Below are 22,694 nucleotides of genomic sequence, written 5' to 3' on the forward strand. Positions count from 1 at the left end.
CCTGCCCAACTAGGATGGGCGGCGATGAGCGTCCCCGCCGAGATCTTCAAGGCCTATGACATCCGCGGCATCCACGGCGAGCAGCTGGGGCCGGATGATGCTGAGCAGATCGGTCGCGCGTTCGCGCGGGTGATCGCGGAGCTGGAGGGCAAGCCCGTCGGCGAGCTGCGGCTGGGCCTGGGTCGCGACATGCGGCTGACCGCACCCGAGATGGCCGCGCGCTACCGCGCCGGGATGGTCGCCGAGGGCGCGCACGTGATCGACGCGGGCCAGGTCGGGACCGAGATGTTGTACTTCCTGGTCGGCTCGCGTGAGCTCGACGGCGGGCTGATGTGCACCGCGTCGCACAACCCGAAGGCCTACACGGGCGCCAAGCTCGTCAAGAGGGGCGCGATCGCCTTGTCGGGCGACGAGGGGATCCAGGACATCCGCAGGCTCGTGGACGCCGGGCTCGGGGAGCCCGACGCCGCCGCGGCCGGGTCCGCCGAGGAGGTCGACATCTACGAGGAGTTCCAGGCCGCCGCGCTCGGGACGATCGACCCGGCCAACGTCAAGCCCCTGAAGGTCGTCGTCGACGGCGGCAACGGGATGGCGGGGCCGATGGCCGGCCCGGTCCTGCGCGGGCTCGGCCTCGAGCTGGTCGAGACGTACTTCACGCCCGACGGCAACTTCCCCGACCACGAGCCCAACCCGTTGTTGGAGGAGAACCGCAGGTTCATCGTGGACAAGGTCGTCGCCGAGGGCGCCGACCTCGGGATCGCCTGGGACGGCGACGCCGACCGCTGCTTCTTCATCGACGACACCGGCCGGTTCGTGGACGGCGACTTCCTGACGGCGATCCTCGCCGAGCACCTGCTGGCCAAGCCGGGCAACGCCGGCGCCGACATCCTCTACGACGCGCGCGCATCCCGGGCGGTCGCGGACACCGTCGAGGCCGCGGGCGGCAAGGCGCACATCAACCGCGTGGGCCACGCGTTCTTCAAGACGCGCATGCGCGACGAGGGCGCGATCTTCGGCGGCGAGGTGTCGGGCCACTACTACTTCCACGACTTCTACAACGCGGACTCGGGGACGCTGCCGGCGCTGCTGGTGCTGGAGAAGCTGAGCGTCGAGGGCAAGAGGATGTCCGAGCTGCTGGAGCCGTTCAAGGCCAAGTACTTCATCTCGGGCGAGATCAACTCCGAGGTCAGCGACGCGGCCGCGAAGATGACCGAGCTGGAGGAGCACTACGGCTCGCAGCCGGGCGCCGAGGTGACGCACGTCGACGGCGTGTCGGTCGACTTCGAGGACTGGCACTTCAACGTGCGCCCGTCGAACACCGAGCCGCTGCTGCGCCTGACGCTGGAGTCGCTGGTCTCCGAGGCCGACATGGTCGCCAAGCGCGACGAGGTCCTCGGCCGGATCCGCGCGTGAGCGCCGGGGTGGGCGGGCCCGGCATCATCGCGCTGCCGGTCCCGACGCCGTTCGCGGTCGGGCGGGTCAACTGCTACCTGATCGAGGACGACCCGCTGACGCTGGTCGACGCGGGCCCGAACTCCGGAACGTCCTTGACCGTTCTGGAAGCCGCGTTGCGTGCACACGGTCGCGCGGTCGAAGACCTGGAGCGGATCGTGCTGACCCATCAGCACATCGACCACATCGGGTTGGCGAAGATCCTGGCGGACCGGTCGGGTGCGGAGGTCGTCGCGCTTGACGTCCTGGCGCCGTGGCTGGCGTCGTACGGCAAGCAGATCGAGGCCGACGACGTCTTCGCCGAGGAGCTGATGCTGCGCAACGGGATCCCGCGGGAGATCGGGATCGCGCTACGCGCCGTGACCGCGTCGTTCCGGGGCTGGGGCTCAGCGGTCGACGTGACGCGGACGGTGAGCGAGGGCGACGTCCTGGAGTTCGCCGCGCGCTCCTGGCGCGTGCACCGCCGGCCGGGGCACTCGCCGAGCGACACGGTCTTCCACGACGAGGCCAGCGGCGAGCTGATGGGCGGCGATCACCTGATCAAGCACATCTCCTCGAACCCGCTGATCTCACGGTCGCTGCCGGGGGACGCGCCGAGCGACGGCGGGGCGCACCGCCCGCGGGCGCTGTTGATGTACATGGACTCGCTGCGCGCGACGCGCGCGATGGACCTCAGGATCGTCTACTCCGGCCACGGCGACCCGGTCGAGGATCACCGCGCGCTGATCGACGAGCGCTTCGAGGGCTACGAGCGCCGCGCGCACAAGATCGCCGGGATCATCGGCGACGGCGAGCCGAAGTCCGGCTTCGAGATCGCGCAGGCCATGTGGGGCAACGTCGCGGTGACGCAGGCGTTCCTGACGCTCAGCGAGGTGCTGGGGCACGTCGACCTCCTGCTGGAGCGCGGCGAGGTGGTCGAGGTCGAGTCCGACGGCGTCGTCCGCTTTGCGCCGAGCGCGTAGCGACGAGGCCGCGGCGGTCGCCGCGCTGGTCGAGGCAGCGTTCGCGCGCCATGTCGCGGCGGTCGGGCGGCGCCCGGCGCCGATGGACGACGACCACGCGGCGCGCATCACCGCCGGCGAGCAGTACGTCCGCGACGCCGAGGACGGCACGCCCGCGCTGGCGTCCTCGATCGTGTTGGTGGACAACGGCGACCACCTGGTCGTCAACAACGTCGCGGCCCGCCCGGACCTGCAAGGACAAGGCCTCGGCCGCGACCTCCTGGCCTTCGCCGAGGACGAGGCCCGCCGCCGCGGCTTCGCCGAGATCCGTCTGCACACCAACGCGGCCATGGCGGACAACATCCTGATGTACCCCAAGCTGGGCTACACCGAGACCGGCCGCGAGACCCGCTCCGGTTTCCACCGCGTCCTCTTCATCAAGCCGCTCACCTAGGCAACCTGGGCCTCCTGGCTCTAGCACCGCCGCGTAAGCTGCTCATAAGTCCTGAGCGCTCGCGACTTGCACGCACATCAACAACTCAGGAGGGAACATCATGCACCTGTTCACCAGGAGTGTTGGGCTGCTCTCGGTCGTCGTCGCGCTGGCCTTCGCCGGCGTCGGCACGGCTGCGGCGGCAACCGCCACGGTCACCCCCGGCGGGTCCACCAGGGGTGTCGGCACCACCGGCTGGGAGCTGACCGCGACGGGCGGGGCGAGGTTCAACTGCGCCACCGGCTCGTTCAGCGCCAACCTGTTCAGCGCCACCGGCTCGCTGCCGCTGACGATCTCGACCAGCTACCAGCAGGCCTTCAGCTCGTGCAGGACGGCCGGCTTGTCCTACACGTTCCAGTGCGCGGCCACCGCGCAGCTGAGCGTGACCGCGCTGACGAACACGAGCGGCGTCACGCCGGGCACCGTCAGCGGGCTCAACTGCGTGGCGAGGCTCTCGTCGGGCTGCTCGGCGCAGATCACCGGCTCGCTGCCGGTGTCGTTCAGCAACCCAGGCAGCACGCTCACCGTCCCGATCCCGGGCCAGGCGATCGTCGTGTCGGGCTCGACCTGCGGGTCGCTGTTCCCGAACGGCCCGGCGACGTTCGCGGCCACGGGCGGCGGAGCGTTCACCTACGTCGTCTCCCCCGCCACGACCATCACGGTGGTCTAGCGAGGCACATCCCCGCACCTGCGCCCCCGTCGCCGCGTTGCGGCGGGGGCGTGCGCGGCGGTCAGGCTCCGCCGATCGGGTCCTTCAGCGGGAGCATGTTGTACTTCAACAATCTGTGGAGGAGTGGCGCCACTGCTCGGCGAGCACACTGACGGCGATAACGCGGGTCATGGCGTTGCCTAGGCAACCTGAGCCTCCTGGCTCTGGCCCTCGCGGATAGACTGCTCTCAAGTCCTGAGCGCTCGCGACTTGCACGCACAACCTATCTAGGAGGAACCTCATGCACCTGTTCACCAGGAGCATCGGCCTGCTCACCGCAGCGCTTTTCGCCTCGTTCGTCTTCGCGGGCGCCGCGTCGGCCTTGACGGTGACGGTCACCCCGTCCCCCAGCGCCATCACCGGCACAGGGACCACCCCATGGCAGTTGACCATCCAACCCAGCGGTGGCGGGCCCACGGTGTTCACCTGCGTCAACGCCGGCTTCACGGCCACAGTCAGGAGCGCGACCGGCGCGGGACCGCTCGCGATCGCGACGAACTACCAGCAGACGTTCAGCAGCTGCAGGGTCGCGGGCATCTCGTACACCGACACCTGCTCGGGCACCGCGGTCCTCTCGGTCACCGGTGTGACGGTCTCGGGCGTCACACCGCTCACCCTCTCGTCGCTCTCGTGCACCGCCACGATCGGCGGCTGCGGGAGCGCGAGGATCACGGGAACGATCCCCGAGACGTACAACAACACCACGAGGCAGCTGACCGTGCTGACGACGGGACAGGCACTCACCGTGAGCGGCACCACGTGCTCGAGGATCCCAAACGGCGCGGCAACGTTCGCAGCGACCGGCGGGGGGAACTTCGTCTACGCCGTCTCTCCGGCGACGACGATCGTCGCGACCTGACGTGGCCAACGTCCCCGCTGCGCAAGCAGCGGGGACACGCCCCGCTCAGGCTCCGCCGATCGGGTCCTTCAGCGGGAGCATGTTGTACTCCAAGAGCTTGTGGAGGGAGGTGCGCCATTGCTCGGCCAGCTCGGGGACCGCGACCACGCGGGACAGGGCTTGGGGGTCGTGGCGGTCGCGGTAGGTGACGCGGAGGACCTCGGCGACGGTGATGGGGCTGGTGCGGTCGAGCAGCTCGAGGGTGTCGCCGGCGGCGACGGTCCCGGTCTCGATCACCCGGAAGTAGAAGCCGGCGATCATGTCGTAGGCCATCTCGCGGGTCACGCGCTTGGTGCCCCAGCGCGCGGCGAGCTTGAAGCAGGGGCCGCGGGGTTGGGAGACCTGGACGACCACGCCGTCGTCGCCCAACCTGTAGGTGTCGCCGATGTGCACGCCGGTCTCCAGCGCGCCGTGCAGCGTGAGGTTCTCCCCGAAGGCGCCGGGTGGCATCGGCTCGGAACGCTCCAGGAGCCTCACCCAGTAGGGGAAGTGCTCGGAGGCGTAGCAGCAGATCGCCTTGTCGGGACCGCCGTGGACGGTGAGGTCGGCCTGCTCGTCGTCGTCGAAGCCGGTCGGGCTCAACGCGATCCGCGCGCCGTCCAGCACGGGCTTCTTGACGATCGCGGTCGCGACCTCGCCGTCGCGCCACGGCAACGTGCCGGCGCGACCGACCTGCAGCGAGAGGACCCGAGCGTGCGTCATGCGAGAACGCGGGACATCGTCGCATCCACGGCGGCGGCCGTCGCCGCCCAGGTCAGCGGCGCCGCGCGCGGCGGGCCCGCGGCGCGCCAGGGCTCCGGGTCGTCCAGGACGCGCTCCAGCGCGCCCGCGACCGCCTCGGCGTCGAGCGGGTCGACCAGCAGCGCCGCGTCCCCGCACACCTCCGGCAGCGCGCCGCGGTCGGCGGCCACGACCGGGACGCCCGCCGCCAGCGCCTCCAGCGCCGTCAGCCCGAAGCCCTCGTACAGCGACGGCAGCACGAACGCCGCCGCGCCCGCGTACAGCCCGGGCAGGAGCGCGTCGTCGACGTGCCCGAGCGCGCGCACGCCCGCGCTGTCGTCCTCGGCCCGGAACTGCGGGCGGTCGCCGCCGGCGGCGACGAGGTCCACCCCGCGCTCGGCCAGGCGCCGCGCGGCGAGGTCGAGCACCCCGAGGTTCTTGCGCGCCGTGCGCGAGGCGACGGTCAACACGTAGGGCTTGCTCGTCAGGCCCAGCGCCGCGCGGGCCGCCGCGGCGTCGGCGTGCGGGGTGAAGCGCGGGTCGACGCCGCCCGGCACGACGTCCACGCGGGACTCCGGGACGCCGAGCAGCTCGACGACCTCGTTGCGGGAGAACGCCGAGGGCGTGACGATCCGCGCCGCATGGCGCGCGATCCGCGGCAGCACCGCGCGCTGCCAGCGCACGTAGAGCGACGAGTACCAGGCGGGTTCGCGCAGCGGCGCGACGTCGTGCAGGACCACCACCGTCCGGCGCGAGGCCAGCGGCGCGAGGTTCGCCGGGCAGAGGATCGCCTCCGCGCGCGCCGCGGCCGCCTGCGCCGGCAGGACGAACTGCTCCCACGCATGCCCCGCGCGGTGCGCGAGCGCCGGCGGCGGCTGTGCGACGACGTAGCGCTCCGGGTTCAGCGCCGGGAGCCGCGCCGTGAGCTCACGCGCCCACCGCTCGACCCCGCCCAGCTCCGGCCGCGCGGCCGCGCGGGCATCGATGACGACACGCCCCATGCCCGCCCGAGTATGACGGCGACCCCGGAGCCCCGGCGCTCCGGGAAGGCGTGGCGGCGGGCGGAGTCGTGGGCGCGAGCGTGCAGCGCAACCTCTGGGGTCCGGTGAGCGTTTCAATGGGCACATGCGTCGCTTCCTCCTCATCGCCCTCCTCACGCTCGTCGTGGTGCCCGCTGCGGGGGCGGCGACCTGGAGCGCGCCGCAGACGGTCTCGAAGGCCCACGAGTTCGTGGGGCCGGTGATCACGACGACGAGCTTCGACGGGTCGGCGGTCGCGGTCTGGCCGTGGCAGGACAACGTCGGCAACGACGCCGTCGGCGGCTGGGCCGAGGCGGCGCGGCCGTCGTCGCTGACCCCCGTGGGCTTCGGCGCCGAGCGCACCGCGCCGGACGGGACGGCGCAGATCGGCGCGTTCGCCAAATCGCAGGTGCTGGCGATCTCCGAGCAGGCCACCGGCCACCCCGGTCCGACCGGGGCGATCTTGTATGACATCGTCGCGTCGTTCGCCACCGTCGGCGGCGGCTTCAACAGCGCGCGGCGGCTGGCGACCGCGCCGGTGCTCGGCCAACCGCAGCTCGCGACCTCCGGCTCGACGGCGCTCGTCACGTGGGTCGAGGTCACGAGGACGTCGAGCGGCGGGATCCGGCGCGTCGTCCGCGCGATCGACCGCCGCAACGGCGCCTGGGGCAAGGCCTACACCTTGAGCGGCACCGGGCGGGCGAACACGCTGACCGCGGCGGCGTCCACCAACGGCGACCAGGTCGTCGCCTTCGACCGCGACGGCAAGGTCCTCGTGCGCGTGCGCCGCCACGGGCACTCGTGGGGCTCGATCACGACGCTCGCCACCCAGAACGGCAGCACGCAGTGGCAGCTGGCCGCCGCCATCGATGCGCGCGGCCAGGTCCGGGTCGTGTGGCGCCGCCACCAGCTGGGCCGCAGCGGCGTCCCGGGGATCCAGGCGATCGAGACCGCAGCGCGCCTCGTCGGGCGTACGACGTTCACGAAGGCGCAGACGATCGCGGCCAACGGCGCCTCGAGCTTCCGCCTGACGTCGATCCCCCAGGGCTGGGCCGTCGCCGACGTCGAGCACGACCAGCCGATCCTCCACCGCACCACCGGCGGGTCGCAGTTCATCGGCGGCCAGGCCGCCGCGCCCGCCCAGTCGGGGACCCGCGGCGCCGACGTCACCTGGTCCTCCGTCGGCGGGATCACCGTCGCGTGGGTCCAGCCGCTGAACAACCTGACCGACGGGATCGCCCGCTCCGCCAGCTACGAGAACGGCGCCTGGAGCACGGTCGAGGACGTCTCGCCCGCCGAGACCGTCCACGACGTCCGGCTCGTCACCGACGCACGCGCAGGCCAGCCCGTCGCCATCTGGACCGCCCGCCCCTCCGGGCAGCCGCCCTCCCTCGTGCGCTCCGCCACGCGCCGCCCGTGACAAACGTCACGTCCAACTGAGGAGCGACCGCACCTGGCGCTCCGCCGCCCCGAGGGGGACCATCCGTCCATGCTGTTCCCCTTCAACCGCCAGACTTCCAGTGTGAGCGCGCAGCAGTGCCCACCAGCGGAGCCGGGACTGATCGTCGTCCCCAGGCGTGGCCAGTGGGCCATGCTGGTCTCGCTCGTCTTCTTCGTCGGGCCGGTGCAGGGCGCCTTCGCCGGGCTGCCGACCGGGCGCCTGATCGCCACGCTCGTGCTCGCCGTCGCGTTCATCGCCGTCTACTGGCGGACGATGGTCGGCGGCTGGGTCATCCAGGACCGCCGCGCCGACGACGAGCTCAGCGCGCCGCTGCTGCTCGCCGGCCTCGGCGCGCTCGCGCTGGCCCTGAGCCTCGTCGGCGGCGCGGACTGGTGCGGCATCTGGTGCTTCGTCGGCGCCGCGCTCGGCCTGCGCATGCCCCGCCACCTCGCGATCCCGCTGCTGTTCGTCGCCGCCGCGCTGTCGGCCGCGACGGTCTCGCTCGGCGGCGTCGACGACGCCTCGGCGCCGATCTCGCTCTTCATCGTCACGATCGGCGTCGGGATGCTCACCGGCGGCTTCCGCCGCCTGCGCGTCGTCGGCAACGAGCTCAACCAGGCCCGCGACGAGATCGGCCGCCTCGCGGTCGCCGACGAGCGCCTGCGCTTCGCCCGCGACCTGCACGACCTCCTGGGCCACTCGCTCAGCGTGATCGCGCTGAAGTCCGAGCTGGCCAACCGCCTGATCCAGGACCGCCCGGACCAGGCCGCCGAGCACATGCGCGACATCGAGGCCGTCACGCGCCGTGCGCTGTCGGAGGTCCGCGAGGCCGTCGCCGGCTACCGCAGGCCGCTGCTGCACGCCGAGCTGGCGGGCGCGCGCTCGACGCTGACCGCCGCCGGGATCGACGTCGACGCCGGCGCCCCGCCCGCCGTCGAGCTGCCGCCGGACGCCGAGGCCGTGCTGGCCTGGGCGGTCCGCGAGGGTGCGACGAACGTCCTGCGCCACTCCGAGGCCAGCAGGGTCCGGATCTCCTTCGACGTCACCCGCGACGACGCCACGCTCACGCTCACCGACGACGGCCGCGCGTGCCCGGACGCCCAGAGCGCGTCCGACGGCACCGGCCTCGCGGGCCTGGCCGAGCGCGTCGCCCGCGTCCGCGGCCGCCTCGACGCGGCACCGCGCGACGACGGCGACGGCTTCCGCCTGCACGTCACGGTCCCGCTGGAGGTCGCGTCGTGATCCGCGTGCTGATCGCCGAGGACCAGGCGATGGTGCGCGGCGCGCTCGCGTCGCTGCTGCAGCTCGAGGGCGACCTCGAGGTCGTCGCGGAGGTCGCGCGCGGCGACGAGGTGCTGACCGCGACGCGCGACGCCGCGCCCGACGTCGCCCTCCTGGACATCGAGATGCCCGGCGGCGACGGCCTGACCGCTGCCGGTCAGCTTGCCGACGCGCTGCCCGACGTGCGTGTCGTGATCCTGACGACCTTCGGCCGCCCGGGCTACCTGCGCCGGGCCATGGAGTCCGGCGCGCGCGGGTTCGTCCTCAAGGACGCGCCCGCATCCGAGCTGGCGACCGCGATCCGGCGCGTGATGGCCGGCGAGCGTGTGCTGGACCCGGCGCTGGCCGCGGCCGCCCTGGCGGAGGGCGAGAGCCCGCTGACGCCGAGGGAGACGCAGGTCCTGGGCGCGGCCCGCGGCGGCGCGCCCGTCGCGGATCTGGCCGGGCGCCTGCACCTGTCCGCAGGGACGGTGCGCAACTACCTGTCGAGTGCGATGCAGAAGCTCGGAGCCCATTCACGGGCCGAGGCTGTTCGAGTGGCGGAGGACAAGGGATGGCTGTAACCGACGGATTGGAATACGTGCCGCTGGATGGCCGACTAGGGTCCACGGCGATGGAAGGAAGCGGGAACGGGGGCGTGACGCCCGAGGGCGTGCGTGCGGGCGACCGCATGGCGCTGCAAGGGCTGGTCGATCGCCGCGGGCCGGCGGTGATCGCGTTCTGCACGCAGGTCTGCGGGCCGCAGAACGCCGATCGCGCGGCCGCCGAGGCGTTCGCGCGCTTCCGGGCCGCGGTGCGCGCCGCGCCGGACCTCGGGGCGCTCGACCCGGAGACGCTGCTGCGCGGGGCCACGCGCCATGCCGCGGCGTCGCTGGCGCGCCAGCCGTCGGGCCCACCGCCGCACGGCAGGCTGAGGTCGCGCGGGACCCAGACGTGCGAGCACGTCCCGACGATGCTCGCCGCGCGGGCCAACGGGGCGCTGGGCTCGGCCGACCTGGACCGGCTCGCACGCCACCTGGAGCGCTGCGAGCGCTGCGACGCGCTCGGAGAGATCTTCCGGCGCGCCGAGCTGGCCTACCAGGACCCGGTCGTCGACACGCTCGGGACCGACACGTCGTCGGTCCTGCTCGACGCGCTGCTCGCCGTTCCGGGCGATCCCTACGCGGTCGCCCCGGCGCCCGCCGCGGGCGCGGCCGCGCCGGCCGAGGTGCTGACCGGCGCGTTCCCGGCGCTGCCGGACCTGGACGACGAGGTGCCGGTGGAAGTGGCGCCGCCGGTCGTCGTCCCGGAGCCCGAGCCGGTCGCCGAGGTCGCGGAGGCCGAGCTGGAGCTGGTCCCCGCCGCCGAGCCCGAGCTCGCGGAGGTCGCTGAGCCCGAGGCCGAGGCCCCGGAGCTCGACGCCGCGCCGCTGGACGAGGCCGACGCCGACCTCGGCCTGACGATGGAGTGGGACAACGAGCTCCCGCCGCTCGAGCCCGAGGAGGAGTACCACGAGGCCGAGCCGGAGCCCGGATCGGTCCTGACCGGCGGGACGAAGGTCAGGCGCACGGCCCCGCGGCCGCTGGTGATCCTGCTGCCGCTGCTGCTGGTCGTGGCGATCGCCGCGGGCGCCGCCGCCGTGGCCGGCGTGTTCTCGGGCGACACCTCGACGCCCGCGATCTCCAAGCCGCCGGCGCCGCACGTCCAGGCCCCGGTCACGACGCCGCTGCCGATCAGGATCAGGCACAGGCCCGCGGCCTCGACCGCGACGCCGAGCACCACCGCCGCGACGGGCACGAGCACCGGCGCGACGAGCGGGACCGCGGCGAGCGACGGCACCGCGAGCACGACCGTTCCGTAGGACGTCCTGCAACATGAAGGCGTTGGTCGCGGGCCGCCCTGGAGGGCGGCCCGCGGTCGTTCCGGACTCGCGAGTCCGGTTCGCGGTACCGTTCCGGACCTCGAAGTCCACTTCCCCCATGTCGACCCAGACCCCCACGTCCCTCCCCGCCCTGCCCCGCCGTGCCGACGCGCGCCGCAACCGCGAGCGCGTGATCGCCGCCGCGGGCGCGGTCTTCGCCGAGCGCGGCATGGACGCCGGCGTCCCGGAGATCGCGCAGCGCGCCGGGGTCGGCAAGGCGACCGTCTACCGCTCGTTCCCGTCCAAGGAGCACCTCGTCGCCGCCGTGGCGTGCGAGCGCCTGGAGTGGATCACCGACGTCACGACCGCCGCGCTGCTGCGCGACGACGCGGGTGCCGCCTTCGGCGACGTCGTCGTCGCGATCGCCGAGCAGCAGGCCACCGACTGCGCCGTCGCCGGTGCTCTCGCCGCCGACATCGACCTGCCCGAGCTGCACGCCGCCCGCGCGACCACGCAGGCCGCGCTGGAGTCCCTCGTCGACCGCGGCCGCGCCACCGGCGAGCTCCGCGCCGACGCCACCGCCGAAGAGCTCCGCGTCCTCTTCACCGGCATGTCCCAGGTCCTCCGCGCCGACACCGTCCGCGACCCCACGACCTGGCGCCGCTACGGCCGCCTCGTCGCCGACGCGCTCCGCAACCCTCAGCGGTAGTCGCCAGGCTCCTTCGACGGCGGCCAGCCGGTCGCCCGGAAGCGCCCGGTCGGCGTCGCGCGCAACGGGTTGGGACCTTCCACCGCTGGGCTCTCAGGCGGCGGCCTCCGGAACGCGACAGCGGTCCACACCAGCCCGGCGACGATCCACATCCCCCACATCGACGGGTCGCCGCCGAGCGCGAGTCTCAGCGTGCCCAAGACGATGTAGAACAGCGCGAGCGCGAGCGTCCAGGGTCGATGCACCCTCATCGAGGGCATCAGCCTACTGGCGCGACGCCGCTACGTGCTCGCGCACCTGCGCGAGGAACTGCTCGTGCAGCCGGCGCTCGCCGGACAGCTCGGGGTGGAAGGCCACCACCGTGATGTTGCCTTCGCGGGCGGCGACACCGTGGCCGTCGACGTCGGCGAGGATCTCGACGCCGGCGCCGTGCTCGGCGATCCAGGGCGCGCGGATGAACACCGCGTGGACGGGCTCGTCGAGGTCCGGGAACTCCAGATCCGCCTCGAAGGACCGGATCTGGCGCCCGAACGCGTTGCGTGTCGCGACGATGTCCATCAGCCCGAGGTGCTCGCGGTCGAGCATGATCAGCCCGGCGCACGTCCCGAGCACGGGCACGCCGCGGTCGCGGATCAGCGCCGTGAGCGGCTCGGCGAGCCCCTCGCGTGCGATCCCCAGCGTCATCGTGGTGGACTCGCCGCCGGGCATGACCAATCCGTCCAACCCCTCGAGGTCGGCGACGGTCCGGACCTCGCGCGTCTCCGCGCCGAGGTCCCGGAGCATCCTGGCGTGCGCGTCGAACCCGCCCTGCAGGGCGAGCACGCCGACGAGCACGTCACCTTCCGTCAAGTGCGGTGCCTACCAGCCGCGGTTCGCGAGAACCTGCGACTCGTCCAGCTTGCGCGCCTCCAGCGAGGCCATCGCGGCACCCAGGCCGGTCGAAGCGGCCGCGACCCGCTCGGGGTCGTTGAAGTGCGTGGCGGCCTCGACGACCGCGCGGGCCATCTTCTCCGGGTTGGAGGACTTGAAGATCCCCGACCCGACGAACACCGACTCGGCGCCCAGCTGCATCATCAACGAGGCATCCGCAGGGGTCGCGATCCCGCCCGCGCTGAACAGCGGGACCGGCAGCCTGCCCGCCTGCGCGACGCCGCGCACGATGTCGTACGGCGCCTGCAGCTCCTTGGCGGCGACGAACAGCTCGTCCTCCTCCAGCACGCCCAGCCGGCGGATCTCCGCGCGGATCGAGCGCATGTGGCGCACGGCCTCGACGACGTCGCCGGTGCCGGCCTCGCCCTTGGAGCGGATCATCGCCGCGCCCTCGCCGATGCGCCGCAGCGCCTCGCCGAGGTTCGTCGCGCCGCACACGAACGGGATCCGGAACGCCCACTTGTCGATGTGGTTGGCCTCGTCGGCCGGCGTCAGGACCTCGGACTCGTCGATGTAGTCGACCTCGAGGGCCTCCAGCACCTGCGCCTCGGCGAAGTGGCCGATGCGGGCCTTGGCCATGACGGGGATCGTCACGGCCTCCTGGATGCCCTTGATCATCTGCGGGTCGCTCATGCGCGCGACCCCGCCGTCGCGGCGGATGTCGGACGGCACGCGCTCGAGCGCCATCACGGCAGCTGCGCCCGCGTCCTCAGCGATCTTCGCCTGCTCGGCGTCGACGACGTCCATGATGACGCCGCCCTTGAGCATCTCGGCCAGACCGGCCTTGACCCGGAACGTTGCTTCGTCTCGCATCGCGACCCATTGTAGGGGCGCGAAGCCCTCCACCTACTTCAGGCGGAAGGCTTTGATCCGATCGGCGTACTGGTCGGCATCCCGGCTGTACACACCGTACGCCAGCGCCTGCAGCGTGGAGAGCAGCGCGGTGTGCGAGCGCACGTAGGCCGGCGAGTTGCTCGAGTAGTACAGCTTGATCTGCGCGAGCTTGGCCACCTCGGACAGCGTCGCGTCGACCACGGCCAGCGTGCCGGCCCTGCGGTGGCGCGCGAGCTTCATCGCCCGGACGACGAGCGGGTGCGGGCGCCCGGCGCTCAGACCGACGACCAGCGTGCCCTCGTCGATGCGGCCCAGGCGCGACAGCGCCTCCTGCGACGGCGACGCGACGATCTCGGCGCGCAGGTCGAGCAGCATCAGCAGGTGGCGGAAGTAGGAGGCGAAGAACGCCATCTGGTCGGTGCCGCAGACCAGGACGCGGTCGGCCCTGGCGATCGCGCCGATCGCGGCCTCGACCTCGGAGCGCGACACGCGGCGCGCGGTCTCCTCGACGTTCTGGAAGTCGGCGGCGATCGCGGTCTCGAACTCGTTCTGGTCGAGCGAGAACAGCGGCTCGGCCGACGACGCGGCCTGCCCGCCGACCTGGCCGTTGGCGACCTTGCGGCGGTACTCCTCACGAGCGGAGTGCTGGAGCTCCGGGAAGCCCTCGAAGCCGAGCGCCTGCGAGAAGCGCACGACCGTCGACGACGACGTGTTCGCGCGGCGCGCGAGCTCCTCCGCGGTCTGGAACGCCACCTCGTCCAGGTGATCGACGATGTACTGCGCCACATCCTTCTGTGAACGCGAGAACTCGTCGAAGCGCGCCTGGATGTAGGCGGAGAGAGTCTGGTGTCCCCGCGCCTCGTGCGGCGGGGCGGTCATGGTCGCGGACGTCCTCTTCATGGGCGACCCGGGTTTTCGACAACCGCTCCGTGGAGTCCTCCAAATCGGGTCTCCGAAAGAGCGACGCGCCCGGTGTGGTGACCGGGCGCGTCGGGGAAGGGTGCGGGCCCACGCCGATTCCGCCGTGGAGGGCCCGCGAGAAGGACGGAGGCGGGGGGTATGGCGCCGAAGTCCGTCCTTCCGGTTGGTGTTGCTCAAGAGGCTCCCCTGGTCGGCGTGCGACAGAAACCGGTGCACGAGCGTCTGTGTCCGTGAGGGAACGGCACCCGCGGCGGGTACGGTGGCTGGCGTGAGCTCGCGCCCCACCGTGGAGGCCGCCGTCGAGCGCTCGCGCGACTCCGCCCGGGCGCGCTGGGCGCGGTGGCGGTCGCTCGCCCCCACCCTGCTGCTGACCGCCCTGGGCGCGGGCGCGGCGTGGATGATCGCCAAGGGGATCTTCGGGACCAGGGGCGCGTTCTTCGCTCCGGTCGCCGCGATCATCACGCTCGGGCTGACGGTCGGCGCGCGGCTGGAGCGGGCGATCGAGGTGTCGGTCGGCGTGCCGCTCGGGATCGCGCTCGCCGACGTGCTCGTGCTGGAGGTCGGGTCCGGGCCGATCCAGCTGGTGTGCATCGTGTTCATCGCGACGTCGGTCGCGATCCTGGTCGGCGGCGGGCCGCTGCTGACCTCGCAGGCCGCGGTCTCGGCCGTGCTCGTCGTGACGCTGCAGCCGCCGACGTCGGGGCTGACGTTCACCCGGGCCGCCGACGCGCTGATCGGCTGCGGCGTCGCGCTGCTCCTCAACTTCGTGATCGCGCCGATCGACCCCATGCGGTTGGTCCGGCGCGAGGCGGTCCCGGTCCTGGTCGAGCTGGCCGGCGTCCTCGACGACGTCGCCTCCGCCCTGGCCGACCGCGACCGCGCCGACGCGATCGCCGCGCTGCAGCGTGCGCGCGACATCGACGGGCGGACCGAGAGGTTCCTGGAGGCGTTGACGATCGGGCGCGAGACCGCGTTCGCGGCCCCCGCGCGCTTCTCGCAGCGCTCGTCGCTGGCCGTCTACTCGGAGGCCGGCGGCCAGCTCGACCTCGCGGTGCGCAACGTGCGCGTGCTGGCCCGCGGCGTCCTGCGCGCGGTCGAGACCGGCGACCACGTCCCGCCCCCGGTCCCGGACGCGATCCGCGAGCTGCGCTCGGCGGTGCTGGCCCTCGGCCCGTGGCTGGAGGACCCGAAGCAGGTCGATCAGGTGCGCAGGCCCGCGATCGCCGCAGCACGCGACGCGACGATGGTGTTGGACATGACGACCAACCTGTCGGTGTCGGTGATCGTCGCCCAGGTCCGCTCGGCGGCCGTCGACCTGCTGCGCGTGACCGGCGTCGATGGCGAGCGCGCGCGGGCGCTGATCCGCGGCGAAGATGTCGGGGCCGAGCGCTAGGCGCGCTCTAGGCGCGCTGCGGCGAGCTGAGGACCGCGCGGTCCTTGCCCTGCGCCTTAGCCGCCAGGAGGCACTCGTCGGCGGCCTTGAAGAGCGTGGCGACGGTGGCCGCGTCGGCCGGCGCGATCGCGACGCCCGCGGAGGCCGTGATCGGCCCCGGCGCGCCCCACTCCGCCGCGCGGACCGCGCCGACGAGCCGCTCGGCGGCCCGCTGGGCCTCGGCCTGGTCGGCGGCCGGCAGGATGACGGCGAACTCCTCGCCGCCAGTACGGCAGACGACGTCGCCGGCACGGACGTGGCCCTCCAGGACCTCGCCGAAGGCCATCAGGACCTGGTCGCCGACCGGGTGGCCGTGCACGTCGTTGACGCGCTTGAAGTCATCCACGTCGAGCAGCACCAACCCGACCGGCGCCTCGTCGCGCTGCGCGCGCGCCAGCTCGGCGGCCAGCCGCTCGTGGAAGTGGCGGCGGTTGAACAGGCCGGTCAGCTCGTCGGTCCGGGCCTGCTCGGAGAGCAGCTCGCGGCGGCGCGCGTTGTCATAGGCCAGCGCGGCCAGCGACGCGAAGCGCTTGATCAGCTGCGCCTCCTCGGGCGAGAAGGTCGGGACCGTGCCCTCCCACTGCGGCGCGGCGTCCTCGCGCCAGACGTTGAGCGTCCCGATCACGCGGTCGCCCACGATCAGCGGGCAGAAGACGATCGCCTCGAGGTCCTGCGGGGTGCCGTCGATGATGTAGCGGCCGAACCACGGGTGGCCCGGCTCCAGGTGCACGATCTGGCGCGAGCGTACGACCTTGCCGGTGATCGAGTTGTCGATCTTGGGCGCGTCGGCCATCGTCTCGTCGACCCACAGGCCCTCGGCGAAGACCGGCTGCATCACGTTGCGCTCATGGTCGACCTCGTACACGGCAAGGCTCGAGTACGGGACGATCCCGTGCAGGGCACGGGCCATCGACTGCAGCGTCGCGTCCAGGGACTGCTCGGCCAGGACGCCGGCGACCGCGTCGATGATCGACTCGAGCCCGCGGACCACGCGGGTGGCGGAGACGGTGTGCATCGTGGTTCCCCTATAGATCGGCCGCAAGGCTCCCGATGTTGAGCGTTGACGTCGTTATGGGAACGTTCGCTCGCCCTCGTCCAGCAGCGCGGCGAGCGCGTCGAAGGGCATCGGGCGCCCGAGCAGGTAGCCCTGGGCGAGGTCGCAGCCCAGCGCCTTGAGGAACGCGAGCTGCTCGCTGGACTCGATGCCCTCGGCGGTCACGCGGCGCCCGAGGGCGTGCGCCATGCCGACGACGGCGGCGACGATCGCGCCGCTCGACGCGTCCTCCGGGAGCCCGGCGACGAACGAGCGGTCGATCTTGATGCCGTCGATCGGCTGCTCCTTGAGCATCGACAGCGACGAGAAGCCGGTCCCGAAGTCGTCCAGCACGAGGTGCACGCCCTGGTCGCGCAGCGCACCGATCGCGTGCGACGTCGCGGGGTCGCTGCCCAGCAGCGCGGTCTCGGTGATCTCCACGACCAGCGAGTCCGGCGGCAGCTGCGAGGTGCTCAGCGCGCCCTCGACGGCGGCCAGGAACGCCGGGTGGCGCAGCTGGCGCGGCGAGACGTTGACCGCCAGCGTGACGTTCCTGCCGGTCGCGGCGCGCAGCGCCATCGTCTTCGCGCAGGACTCGCGCAGGACCCACGCGCCGAGCGCGTCGATCGTGCCGGTCTCCTCGGCGATCGGGATGAACTCGTCGGGGCCGACCGCGCCGAGCACCGGGTGCGTCCAGCGCAGCAGCGCCTCCAGGCCGCAGATCTCCCCCGTGCTGAACTCGGCGACCGGCTGGGCGACGAGGTGCAGCTCGCCGCGGTCCAGCGCGCCGCGCAGCGCGACCTCGATCTCCAGGCGCCGCCCGGCGCCGTCGCCGTGCGCGTGCCCGCGGCGGTGGCGGTTGCCGCCCTCGTCCTTGGCGGCGTACATCGCCTCGTCGGCGCGGCGGACCGCCTCGTGGGCGTCGGCCTCGCCGCCGGGGATCACGACGACGCCGACCGACGCGGTCGGGCGCAGGCCGTCGGCGCCGGTCGCGGCGGTCTCGCCGACCGCGCGGACGATCCGGTCGGCGATCACGCCCGCGGTGTCGGCGTCGACGTCCTCGGCGACGACGATGAACTCGTCGCCGCCGAAGCGCGCGACGGTGTCGCCGGGCCGGACGCAGCCGGCGACGCGCTCCGCGGCCTCGCGCAGGACCTGGTCGCCCACGTCGTGGCCGAGCGTGTCGTTGACGAGCTTGAGGCGGTCGAGGTCGGCGAACAGGACGGCCAGCGTCGTCCCGCTGCGCCGGGCGCGGGCCAGCGCCTGCGTGAGGCGGTCGAACAGCAGCGTGCGGTTGGGCAGCCCGGTCAGCGGGTCGTGCGTGGCGCGGTGGACGAGCTCGTCGGTCGCGCGCTGGCGCTCGATCGCGATGCCGGCGACGCGGGCGGCGTCGCGGATGAACTGGCGGTGGCGCTCGGTCGGCTCGCGCGGCTCGTCGGAGTAGAGGCCGAACGTCCCGAGCACGTCGCCGGCGCCGCCGAGGATCGGGAACGACCAGCACGACTTCAGGCCGTGCTCGCGGGTCATGTGGCGGAACGCGTCCCACTTCGGATCGGCCTCGATGTCCGGGCTCAGGATCTCGGTGCCGTAGTAGGCCGCGGTGCCGCAGGACCCGACCTCGGGGCCGATGACGAGGCCCTCCAGCTGGGCCGAGTAGGACGCGGGCAGCGACGGCGCGGCGCCGTTGTGGATCGTGCGCAGGATCGGGTCCAGCAGCAGCACCGAGCCGCGCAGCGTCGGGTCGAAGTCCTCGATCGACAGGACGACCTCGCGCAGGCTGTCGCCGAGCGGCGCGTCGGCGGCGATCAGCTCGTGGATGCGGTTGTGGGCGGCGACGACGCCGTTGGCGGCGCGCAGGTCGGCCGCGGCGACGCGCAGCGAGATCTCCGACGCGATCGCCTCGGCGACCGAGCCGAGCAGCTCGACGTCGTCCTCCGTCCAGCCGCGCACCTCACGCTCGCAGACACACAGTGATCCGACATCGTGACCATCGACGCGGATCGGCGTGCCGGCGTAGGAGACGAGCCCATGGCGCAGCGGCCCGGCGATCCTGGCCAGCTCGGGGTGCGCGCGGGTATCGGCGACGGCCAGCGCACGGCCTCCGGCGATCACGTACTGGCAGATCGCCAGCTCGGGCGGGGCGGTGACGCCGGCCACGCCCTCGAGGCCGATGACCGACTTGAGGTACTGGTGCTCGTCGTCGAAGAGCGTGACGAGCGCGACCGGCGTGCGCAGCGCGCGGGCGGCGAGCGCGGCCCAGCGGTCAAAGGCCTCTTCGGGCGCCGAGCCCATCAGGCCGGTGCGGCGCACGACGTCGAGGCGGGCCGGGTCCTTCAGGACGGCGGCAAGACGGTCAGGGTGGAAGCGTTCCGGTTCGTAAGGCACCGCTCCCTGGTTCATCGGCCGGTGCTACCCCGGGAGCGATCCCGCGATCGGGGGACGTCGGATCCCAGACCTGTGAGACACGCTACATAGGCAGCGGCGCTCACAGGCCTGGGAAACGGCGATGTTTTACGTCCAGGTTGCCTAGAGACGGAAGGCCGCGACGGCCTCGCGCAGCTCGGCGGCCGTGCGCGCCAGCTCCTGGGCCGACGCCGCGACCTGCTCGGTCGAGGCCGACGTCTGCTGCGTGGAGGCGGAGACCTGCTCGCTGGCGGCGCTGGAGTCCTCGGCGACGTCGGCGATCTCGGCGACCTCGTCCTGGACGCGGGCCAGCTCGCCGACGACGCGGTCGGCGGCGTCGGCGATCGCGCCGACCTGCTCGGTGACCTCGGCGACGGCGGAGCCGATCGCCGCGAACGCGGCGGCGGCCTGCTCGACGGTCGCGGTGCCCTCGCCCGTGCGCTCGGCGCCGTGCTCGACGGCGCGGACCGCGCGGCCCGTGCCCTCCTGCATCTCGGCGATCAGCGACGAGATCGACGACGCGGCCTGCGAGGACTCCTCGGCCAGCTTGCGGACCTCCTCGGCCACGACGGCGAAGCCGCGGCCCTGCTCGCCGGCGCGCGCTGCTTCGATCGCGGCGTTCAAGGCCAACAGGTTGGTCTGCTCGGCGATGCCGGAGATCGAGGCGACGATGCCGCCGATCTCCTCCGACTTGCCGGCCAGCTCGCGGATCGCGCCGGTGGCGTCGGTCGAGGCGTCGCGGACGGCGGCCATCGCGTCGGTCGCCGCGTGGGCGGCGGCGACGCCCTCGGAGACGACCTCGGCGGTGCGGTCGGCCGCGGCGGCCGTGGCCTGCGCGGTGGTCGCCGAGTCGCGGACGGCGTCGCCGACCGAGTCGGTGCGCTGGCGCGTGTTGGCCACCATCTTGACCTGGCGCTCGGCGCCGTGGGCGACGCCCTCGACGGCGGTGGCGATCTCCTGGACCGCGCGGCCGGTCTGCTCGGCGGTGTCGGACATCTCGCGCGACGCGGAGTTGAGCTGATCGGCGCTGCGGGCGACGCCGCCGATCATCTGCGCCAGCGCGCCGCGGGTGCGCTCGTAGGCGCGCAGCGACTCGCTCGTGCCCTCGATCGCGTCGTTGAGCGCGCGGCCGGCGCGGGCGATCTCGTCCTCGCCGCGAACCTCCAGCGGCTCGGTGGTCGGCTGGACCTCGCGGGTCAGGTCGCCCTGGGCCATCGCGCCCATGCCGTCGCTCAGCGCGGCGACGTCGACCGTCGAGAGCTGCTCGAGGCGCTCGACGAAGCCGCCGATCGGCTTGGTCAGGCGGCGGGCGAAGAACACGACCGCGGCGACGAGGAAGAGCAGGGCGATCAGCCCGACGACCAGCAGCTTGGTGCGCAGCGAGTGGACCGCGGCGTAGACCTCGCTCTTGGGCGCGACCGTGATGAAGCCCCAGCCGCCGGTCCTGACCGGCGCCCAGGAGATCAGGACGCGGCGGTCGTTGTGGAACGGGTCGTCGGCCTCGACCTGGCCGCCCCTGCCGGCCTTCACGCCCGCGGCGATCTTGGCCAGGACCGGCGCCTTCAGCGCCTTGGCCTCCTGGGTCAGCGTCTTGATCCCGACGAGCTTGGCGTTCGGCGCCGAGGCGAAGGTGCCGTTGTTGGACACCATCATCGCGTAGCCGGACTTCAACACGGTGATCCTGCGGACCGCCGCGTTCATCTTGTTCAGCGAGCGATCCAGACCCGCGACCCCGATGAACTTCCCATCGCGCAGGATCGGCGTCTGGTACGAGGTCATCAGCGTGCCCTCGTAGACGTAGGGCTGGACGACGAACGGCTTCTTGGTGGCCTTCGGGACGTCGTAGTAGGCGTTGCCGTCGATCGAGTCGACCGGCTCGTTCTGCACCGCGCCGTCGACGCGCGTCATGTACGGCGAGAAGCGGCCGGACCTCGTCTCGCCCCTGGTGCCGGCGAACTGCGCGTCGCGGCCGTCGAAGGCGTTGGGCTCGTAGCCGAGCCAGAAGCCGAGCAGGTTCGGGTGGGCCTGCGCGATGTCCCTCAACATGCGCTCGGCCTCGGCGCGGTTCGCCCCGGTGTAGCCCTTGAAGGTCGCGGCGAGGTTGCGGCTCGTGTCCTCCTGCTCGCGGAAGCCGGAGTCCTGGACGGCGGCGTTGTGCGCGGTCAGCTCGGTGAGGTGGGCGGACTCGGACCTGCGCTGGGCGTCGGAGGCCTTGTTGATGGCCAACAGAGTGAGCGTCGCGATTGCGACGACGGCGATCGGGACGATCGCCAGGACGAGCTTCAGGCGAAGCGAACGGAGCGGCGGCATGGTTCCCGGTGGTGTCGGCAGGCTGACGCGGCGGTTGAGCCGGTTGGCGTATCCGACGCGCCGACCGCCGTTCGGTCTGACGCGGGCGGGCGCGCGGCCGGGTGCTCAGACGACGTTGGGCAGCGCCCTGAGGTCCAGCAGCGGGACGAGGATCTCGTCGGCGCGGCCGGGGCGGGTCTCGAGGTCCAGCGCGGCGAAGGCGCGGACGCAGTCCGGGTCGAACTGGGTCCCGGCGTCTTGTTGTAGGCGTTGGATCGCCTCGCGGTGCGGGAGCGCCGGGCGGTAGGAGCGGTCCGAGGTCATCGCGTCGTAGGCGTCGGCGACCGCGAGGATCCGGGCGTCGAGCGGGATCGCCCTGCCGGCGAGGCCGTCGGGGTAGCCGCGGCCGTCGTAGCGCTCGTGGTGGTGGCGCGCGCCCGGGATGTAGGCGGCGAAGCGCTGCACCGCGCCGAGGATGTGGGCGCTCTGGGCCGGGTGCTCGCGGACCTGCTGCCATTCCTCGTCGGACAGCGCGCCGGGCTTGTGGAGGATCGAGCGCTCCAGCGCGACCTTGCCGACGTCGTGGAGCATCCCGGAGAGGTGGATCCGCTCGCAGTCGGCCGGCGGCAGGCCGAGCGCGCGGGCGAGGCGGACGGCGTAGGCCGCGACCTTCTCGGAGTGGCGCGCGGTGTAGGGGTCGCGGGCGTCGATCGCGCGGACGAACGCGAAGATCGTCTCCTCGTTGAGGCGCTCCAGCTCGCGCACGCGCTGGACCAGCGCGGTGGTCAGCGCGCCGGTGACGCCGCCGACCAGGACCATCGCGGCGCCGCGCAGGAGCCACGGGCCGTCGAGGTCGACGTGCTCGCCCAGGATCGTCAGCGCGCCGGGCTCGGCCAGCAGCGCCGCGGCGGCGCCGACGAGCATCCCGAGGCGCGGCCCGTAGAGCACGGCGGCCGCGATCAGGACGAAGTAGTAGAGGTGCGTGGTCGGCGTGGGCGGGCCGCCGACGGCGACGACGAGCGCGGTGCACGCGGCGAGGCCGATCAGGATCGCGGCCGCGGCCGCAGGCCGGCGTCGCCAACGCGTCAGCACGTCGGCGATCTGCACCTGTGACCCGGGGCGGCTCCTCGTCACTCCGTTGGTGATCGGCGGCCCACGACGGCAGCTTTACCGCGGTTTGGCGTCGCTCGGCGCGTTGGCGCTTTGCGCTCCTGTGCGGAGCTTTCGACACGCGGGCGAGTCGGTTCTGGCCCGAATGGAGGCAGACGCAGGCGTTTTGCCCTGCCACCATGGCGTTCCAAGTGACACAGGCCCCCGGCGTCGGCGCGCACGTTCCATCCGCTTCCGCG

21 protein-coding genes are annotated in these 22,694 nt (G+C 73.0%); 11 read left to right on the plus strand and 10 right to left on the minus strand.

The window, feature by feature from the left end; genetic code table 11:
• Window positions 1-24 precede the first annotated feature (24 nt).
• The 5 genes from H030_RS0120855 (at window position 25) to H030_RS0120875 (ending at window position 4,454) form a co-directional block, all read left to right on the plus strand.
• Window positions 25-1,413: a phosphomannomutase/phosphoglucomutase gene (locus H030_RS0120855; RefSeq protein ID WP_027007534.1), complete on the plus strand. Its 1,389-nt coding sequence runs from the start codon at window positions 25-27 to the stop codon at window positions 1,411-1,413.
• A complete protein-coding gene (locus H030_RS0120860; RefSeq protein ID WP_027007535.1) occupies window positions 1,410-2,414 on the plus strand; it encodes an MBL fold metallo-hydrolase in 1,005 nt (334 codons plus the stop codon). The genes H030_RS0120855 and H030_RS0120860 overlap by 4 nt, the downstream gene beginning before the upstream one ends.
• A complete protein-coding gene (locus H030_RS0120865) occupies window positions 2,398-2,847 on the plus strand; it encodes a GNAT family N-acetyltransferase (protein WP_027007536.1) in 450 nt (149 codons plus the stop codon). Before H030_RS0120860 ends, H030_RS0120865 begins: the two co-directional genes overlap by 17 nt.
• 100 nt (window positions 2,848-2,947) lie before the next feature.
• Window positions 2,948-3,556, plus strand: coding sequence for a hypothetical protein (locus H030_RS0120870; protein ID WP_027007537.1), 609 nt, complete (start codon window positions 2,948-2,950; stop codon window positions 3,554-3,556).
• Between the two features lie 280 nt (window positions 3,557-3,836).
• The gene (locus tag H030_RS0120875) at window positions 3,837-4,454 is read left to right on the plus strand and encodes a hypothetical protein (RefSeq protein ID WP_027007538.1); all 618 of its coding nucleotides are present in this window, start codon (window positions 3,837-3,839) and stop codon (window positions 4,452-4,454) included.
• 45 nt (window positions 4,455-4,499) lie between these two features.
• On the opposite strand, the gene H030_RS0120880 is transcribed toward H030_RS0120875, so the two are convergent.
• Together H030_RS0120880 and H030_RS34025 are read right to left on the minus strand one after the other, a co-directional pair.
• Window positions 4,500-5,195, minus strand: coding sequence for an MOSC domain-containing protein (locus tag H030_RS0120880; RefSeq protein ID WP_027007539.1), 696 nt, complete (start codon window positions 5,193-5,195; stop codon window positions 4,500-4,502).
• Entirely contained in the window at window positions 5,192-6,214 is a 1,023-nt protein-coding gene (locus H030_RS34025; protein ID WP_051223283.1) for a glycosyltransferase family 4 protein, read from the minus strand. Before H030_RS34025 ends, H030_RS0120880 begins: the two co-directional genes overlap by 4 nt.
• 124 nt (window positions 6,215-6,338) lie before the next feature.
• Between H030_RS34025 and H030_RS0120890 the strand changes: the two genes are divergently transcribed.
• From H030_RS0120890 to H030_RS0120910, 5 genes are all read left to right on the plus strand, one after another.
• The gene (locus tag H030_RS0120890) at window positions 6,339-7,652 is read left to right on the plus strand and encodes a hypothetical protein (RefSeq protein WP_027007540.1); all 1,314 of its coding nucleotides are present in this window, start codon (window positions 6,339-6,341) and stop codon (window positions 7,650-7,652) included.
• A gap of 171 nt (window positions 7,653-7,823) precedes the next feature.
• Window positions 7,824-8,915 carry a sensor histidine kinase gene (locus H030_RS34030; RefSeq protein WP_051223284.1) on the plus strand — a complete coding sequence of 364 codons (1,092 nt, stop codon included), beginning with the start codon at window positions 7,824-7,826 and terminating at the stop codon, window positions 8,913-8,915.
• A complete protein-coding gene (locus H030_RS0120900) occupies window positions 8,912-9,517 on the plus strand; it encodes a response regulator transcription factor (protein WP_027007541.1) in 606 nt (201 codons plus the stop codon). Before H030_RS34030 ends, H030_RS0120900 begins: the two co-directional genes overlap by 4 nt.
• A gap of 50 nt (window positions 9,518-9,567) precedes the next feature.
• Complete coding sequence (locus H030_RS0120905; RefSeq protein WP_155892177.1) at window positions 9,568-10,794, plus strand: zf-HC2 domain-containing protein; 1,227 nt, start codon at window positions 9,568-9,570, stop codon at window positions 10,792-10,794.
• 118 nt (window positions 10,795-10,912) lie between these two features.
• On the plus strand, window positions 10,913-11,503 hold the full coding sequence (locus H030_RS0120910; RefSeq protein ID WP_027007543.1) for a TetR/AcrR family transcriptional regulator: 591 nt from the start codon (window positions 10,913-10,915) through the stop codon (window positions 11,501-11,503).
• On the opposite strand, the gene H030_RS0120915 is transcribed toward H030_RS0120910, so the two are convergent.
• Genes H030_RS0120915 through H030_RS0120930 form a run of 4 tightly spaced genes read right to left on the minus strand, consistent with a single transcriptional unit; the run spans window position 11,494 to window position 14,146 of the window.
• Window positions 11,494-11,754, minus strand: coding sequence for a hypothetical protein (locus H030_RS0120915; protein ID WP_035128054.1), 261 nt, complete (start codon window positions 11,752-11,754; stop codon window positions 11,494-11,496). The genes H030_RS0120910 and H030_RS0120915 overlap by 10 nt on opposite strands.
• A gap of 13 nt (window positions 11,755-11,767) precedes the next feature.
• Window positions 11,768-12,352, minus strand: a complete 585-nt coding sequence (gene pdxT, locus H030_RS0120920; protein ID WP_231398494.1) for a pyridoxal 5'-phosphate synthase glutaminase subunit PdxT — start codon at window positions 12,350-12,352, stop codon at window positions 11,768-11,770.
• 9 nt (window positions 12,353-12,361) lie between these two features.
• The gene (pdxS, locus tag H030_RS0120925; protein ID WP_027007546.1) at window positions 12,362-13,246 is read right to left on the minus strand and encodes a pyridoxal 5'-phosphate synthase lyase subunit PdxS; all 885 of its coding nucleotides are present in this window, start codon (window positions 13,244-13,246) and stop codon (window positions 12,362-12,364) included.
• Window positions 13,247-13,279: 33 nt separating this feature from the next.
• A complete protein-coding gene (locus H030_RS0120930) occupies window positions 13,280-14,146 on the minus strand; it encodes a MurR/RpiR family transcriptional regulator (RefSeq protein WP_231398495.1) in 867 nt (288 codons plus the stop codon).
• 310 nt (window positions 14,147-14,456) lie between these two features.
• On the opposite strand from H030_RS0120930, the gene H030_RS34035 reads away from it, so the two are divergent.
• The gene (locus tag H030_RS34035; RefSeq protein WP_051223286.1) at window positions 14,457-15,581 is read left to right on the plus strand and encodes an FUSC family protein; all 1,125 of its coding nucleotides are present in this window, start codon (window positions 14,457-14,459) and stop codon (window positions 15,579-15,581) included.
• Between the two features lie 7 nt (window positions 15,582-15,588).
• On the opposite strand, the gene H030_RS0120940 is transcribed toward H030_RS34035, so the two are convergent.
• From H030_RS0120940 to H030_RS37645, 4 genes are all read right to left on the minus strand, one after another.
• Window positions 15,589-16,635, minus strand: coding sequence for a sensor domain-containing diguanylate cyclase (locus H030_RS0120940; protein ID WP_027007548.1), 1,047 nt, complete (start codon window positions 16,633-16,635; stop codon window positions 15,589-15,591).
• Between the two features lie 54 nt (window positions 16,636-16,689).
• Window positions 16,690-19,038 carry a putative bifunctional diguanylate cyclase/phosphodiesterase gene (locus H030_RS34040; protein ID WP_196809209.1) on the minus strand — a complete coding sequence of 783 codons (2,349 nt, stop codon included), beginning with the start codon at window positions 19,036-19,038 and terminating at the stop codon, window positions 16,690-16,692.
• Between the two features lie 141 nt (window positions 19,039-19,179).
• The gene (locus H030_RS0120950; protein WP_027007549.1) at window positions 19,180-21,366 is read right to left on the minus strand and encodes a methyl-accepting chemotaxis protein; all 2,187 of its coding nucleotides are present in this window, start codon (window positions 21,364-21,366) and stop codon (window positions 19,180-19,182) included.
• Window positions 21,367-21,471: 105 nt separating this feature from the next.
• Window positions 21,472-22,437 carry an HD-GYP domain-containing protein gene (locus H030_RS37645; RefSeq protein ID WP_155892178.1) on the minus strand — a complete coding sequence of 322 codons (966 nt, stop codon included), beginning with the start codon at window positions 22,435-22,437 and terminating at the stop codon, window positions 21,472-21,474.
• Between the last annotated feature and the right edge of the window lie 257 nt (window positions 22,438-22,694).

The sequence above is a fragment of the Conexibacter woesei Iso977N genome (assembly GCF_000424625.1).
Lineage (GTDB): Bacteria > Actinomycetota > Thermoleophilia > Solirubrobacterales > Solirubrobacteraceae > Baekduia > Baekduia woesei_A.

Coding starts and splice junctions, on each gene's coding strand:
- H030_RS0120855 (WP_027007534.1), top strand. CDS start 25: ATGAGCGTCCCCGCCGAGATCTTCAAGGCCTATGACATCCGCGGCATC.
- H030_RS0120870 (WP_027007537.1), top strand. CDS start 2,948: ATGCACCTGTTCACCAGGAGTGTTGGGCTGCTCTCGGTCGTCGTCGCG.
- H030_RS0120875 (WP_027007538.1), top strand. CDS start 3,837: ATGCACCTGTTCACCAGGAGCATCGGCCTGCTCACCGCAGCGCTTTTC.
- H030_RS0120880 (WP_027007539.1), bottom strand. CDS start 5,195: ATGACGCACGCTCGGGTCCTCTCGCTGCAGGTCGGTCGCGCCGGCACG.
- H030_RS34025 (WP_051223283.1), bottom strand. CDS start 6,214: ATGGGGCGTGTCGTCATCGATGCCCGCGCGGCCGCGCGGCCGGAGCTG.
- H030_RS0120890 (WP_027007540.1), top strand. CDS start 6,339: ATGCGTCGCTTCCTCCTCATCGCCCTCCTCACGCTCGTCGTGGTGCCC.
- H030_RS34030 (WP_051223284.1), top strand. CDS start 7,824: ATGCTGGTCTCGCTCGTCTTCTTCGTCGGGCCGGTGCAGGGCGCCTTC.
- H030_RS0120905 (WP_155892177.1), top strand. CDS start 9,568: ATGGAAGGAAGCGGGAACGGGGGCGTGACGCCCGAGGGCGTGCGTGCG.
- H030_RS0120910 (WP_027007543.1), top strand. CDS start 10,913: ATGTCGACCCAGACCCCCACGTCCCTCCCCGCCCTGCCCCGCCGTGCC.
- H030_RS0120915 (WP_035128054.1), bottom strand. CDS start 11,754: ATGAGGGTGCATCGACCCTGGACGCTCGCGCTCGCGCTGTTCTACATC.
- pdxS (WP_027007546.1), bottom strand. CDS start 13,246: ATGCGAGACGAAGCAACGTTCCGGGTCAAGGCCGGTCTGGCCGAGATG.
- H030_RS0120930 (WP_231398495.1), bottom strand. CDS start 14,146: ATGACCGCCCCGCCGCACGAGGCGCGGGGACACCAGACTCTCTCCGCC.
- H030_RS0120940 (WP_027007548.1), bottom strand. CDS start 16,635: ATGCACACCGTCTCCGCCACCCGCGTGGTCCGCGGGCTCGAGTCGATC.
- H030_RS0120950 (WP_027007549.1), bottom strand. CDS start 21,366: ATGCCGCCGCTCCGTTCGCTTCGCCTGAAGCTCGTCCTGGCGATCGTC.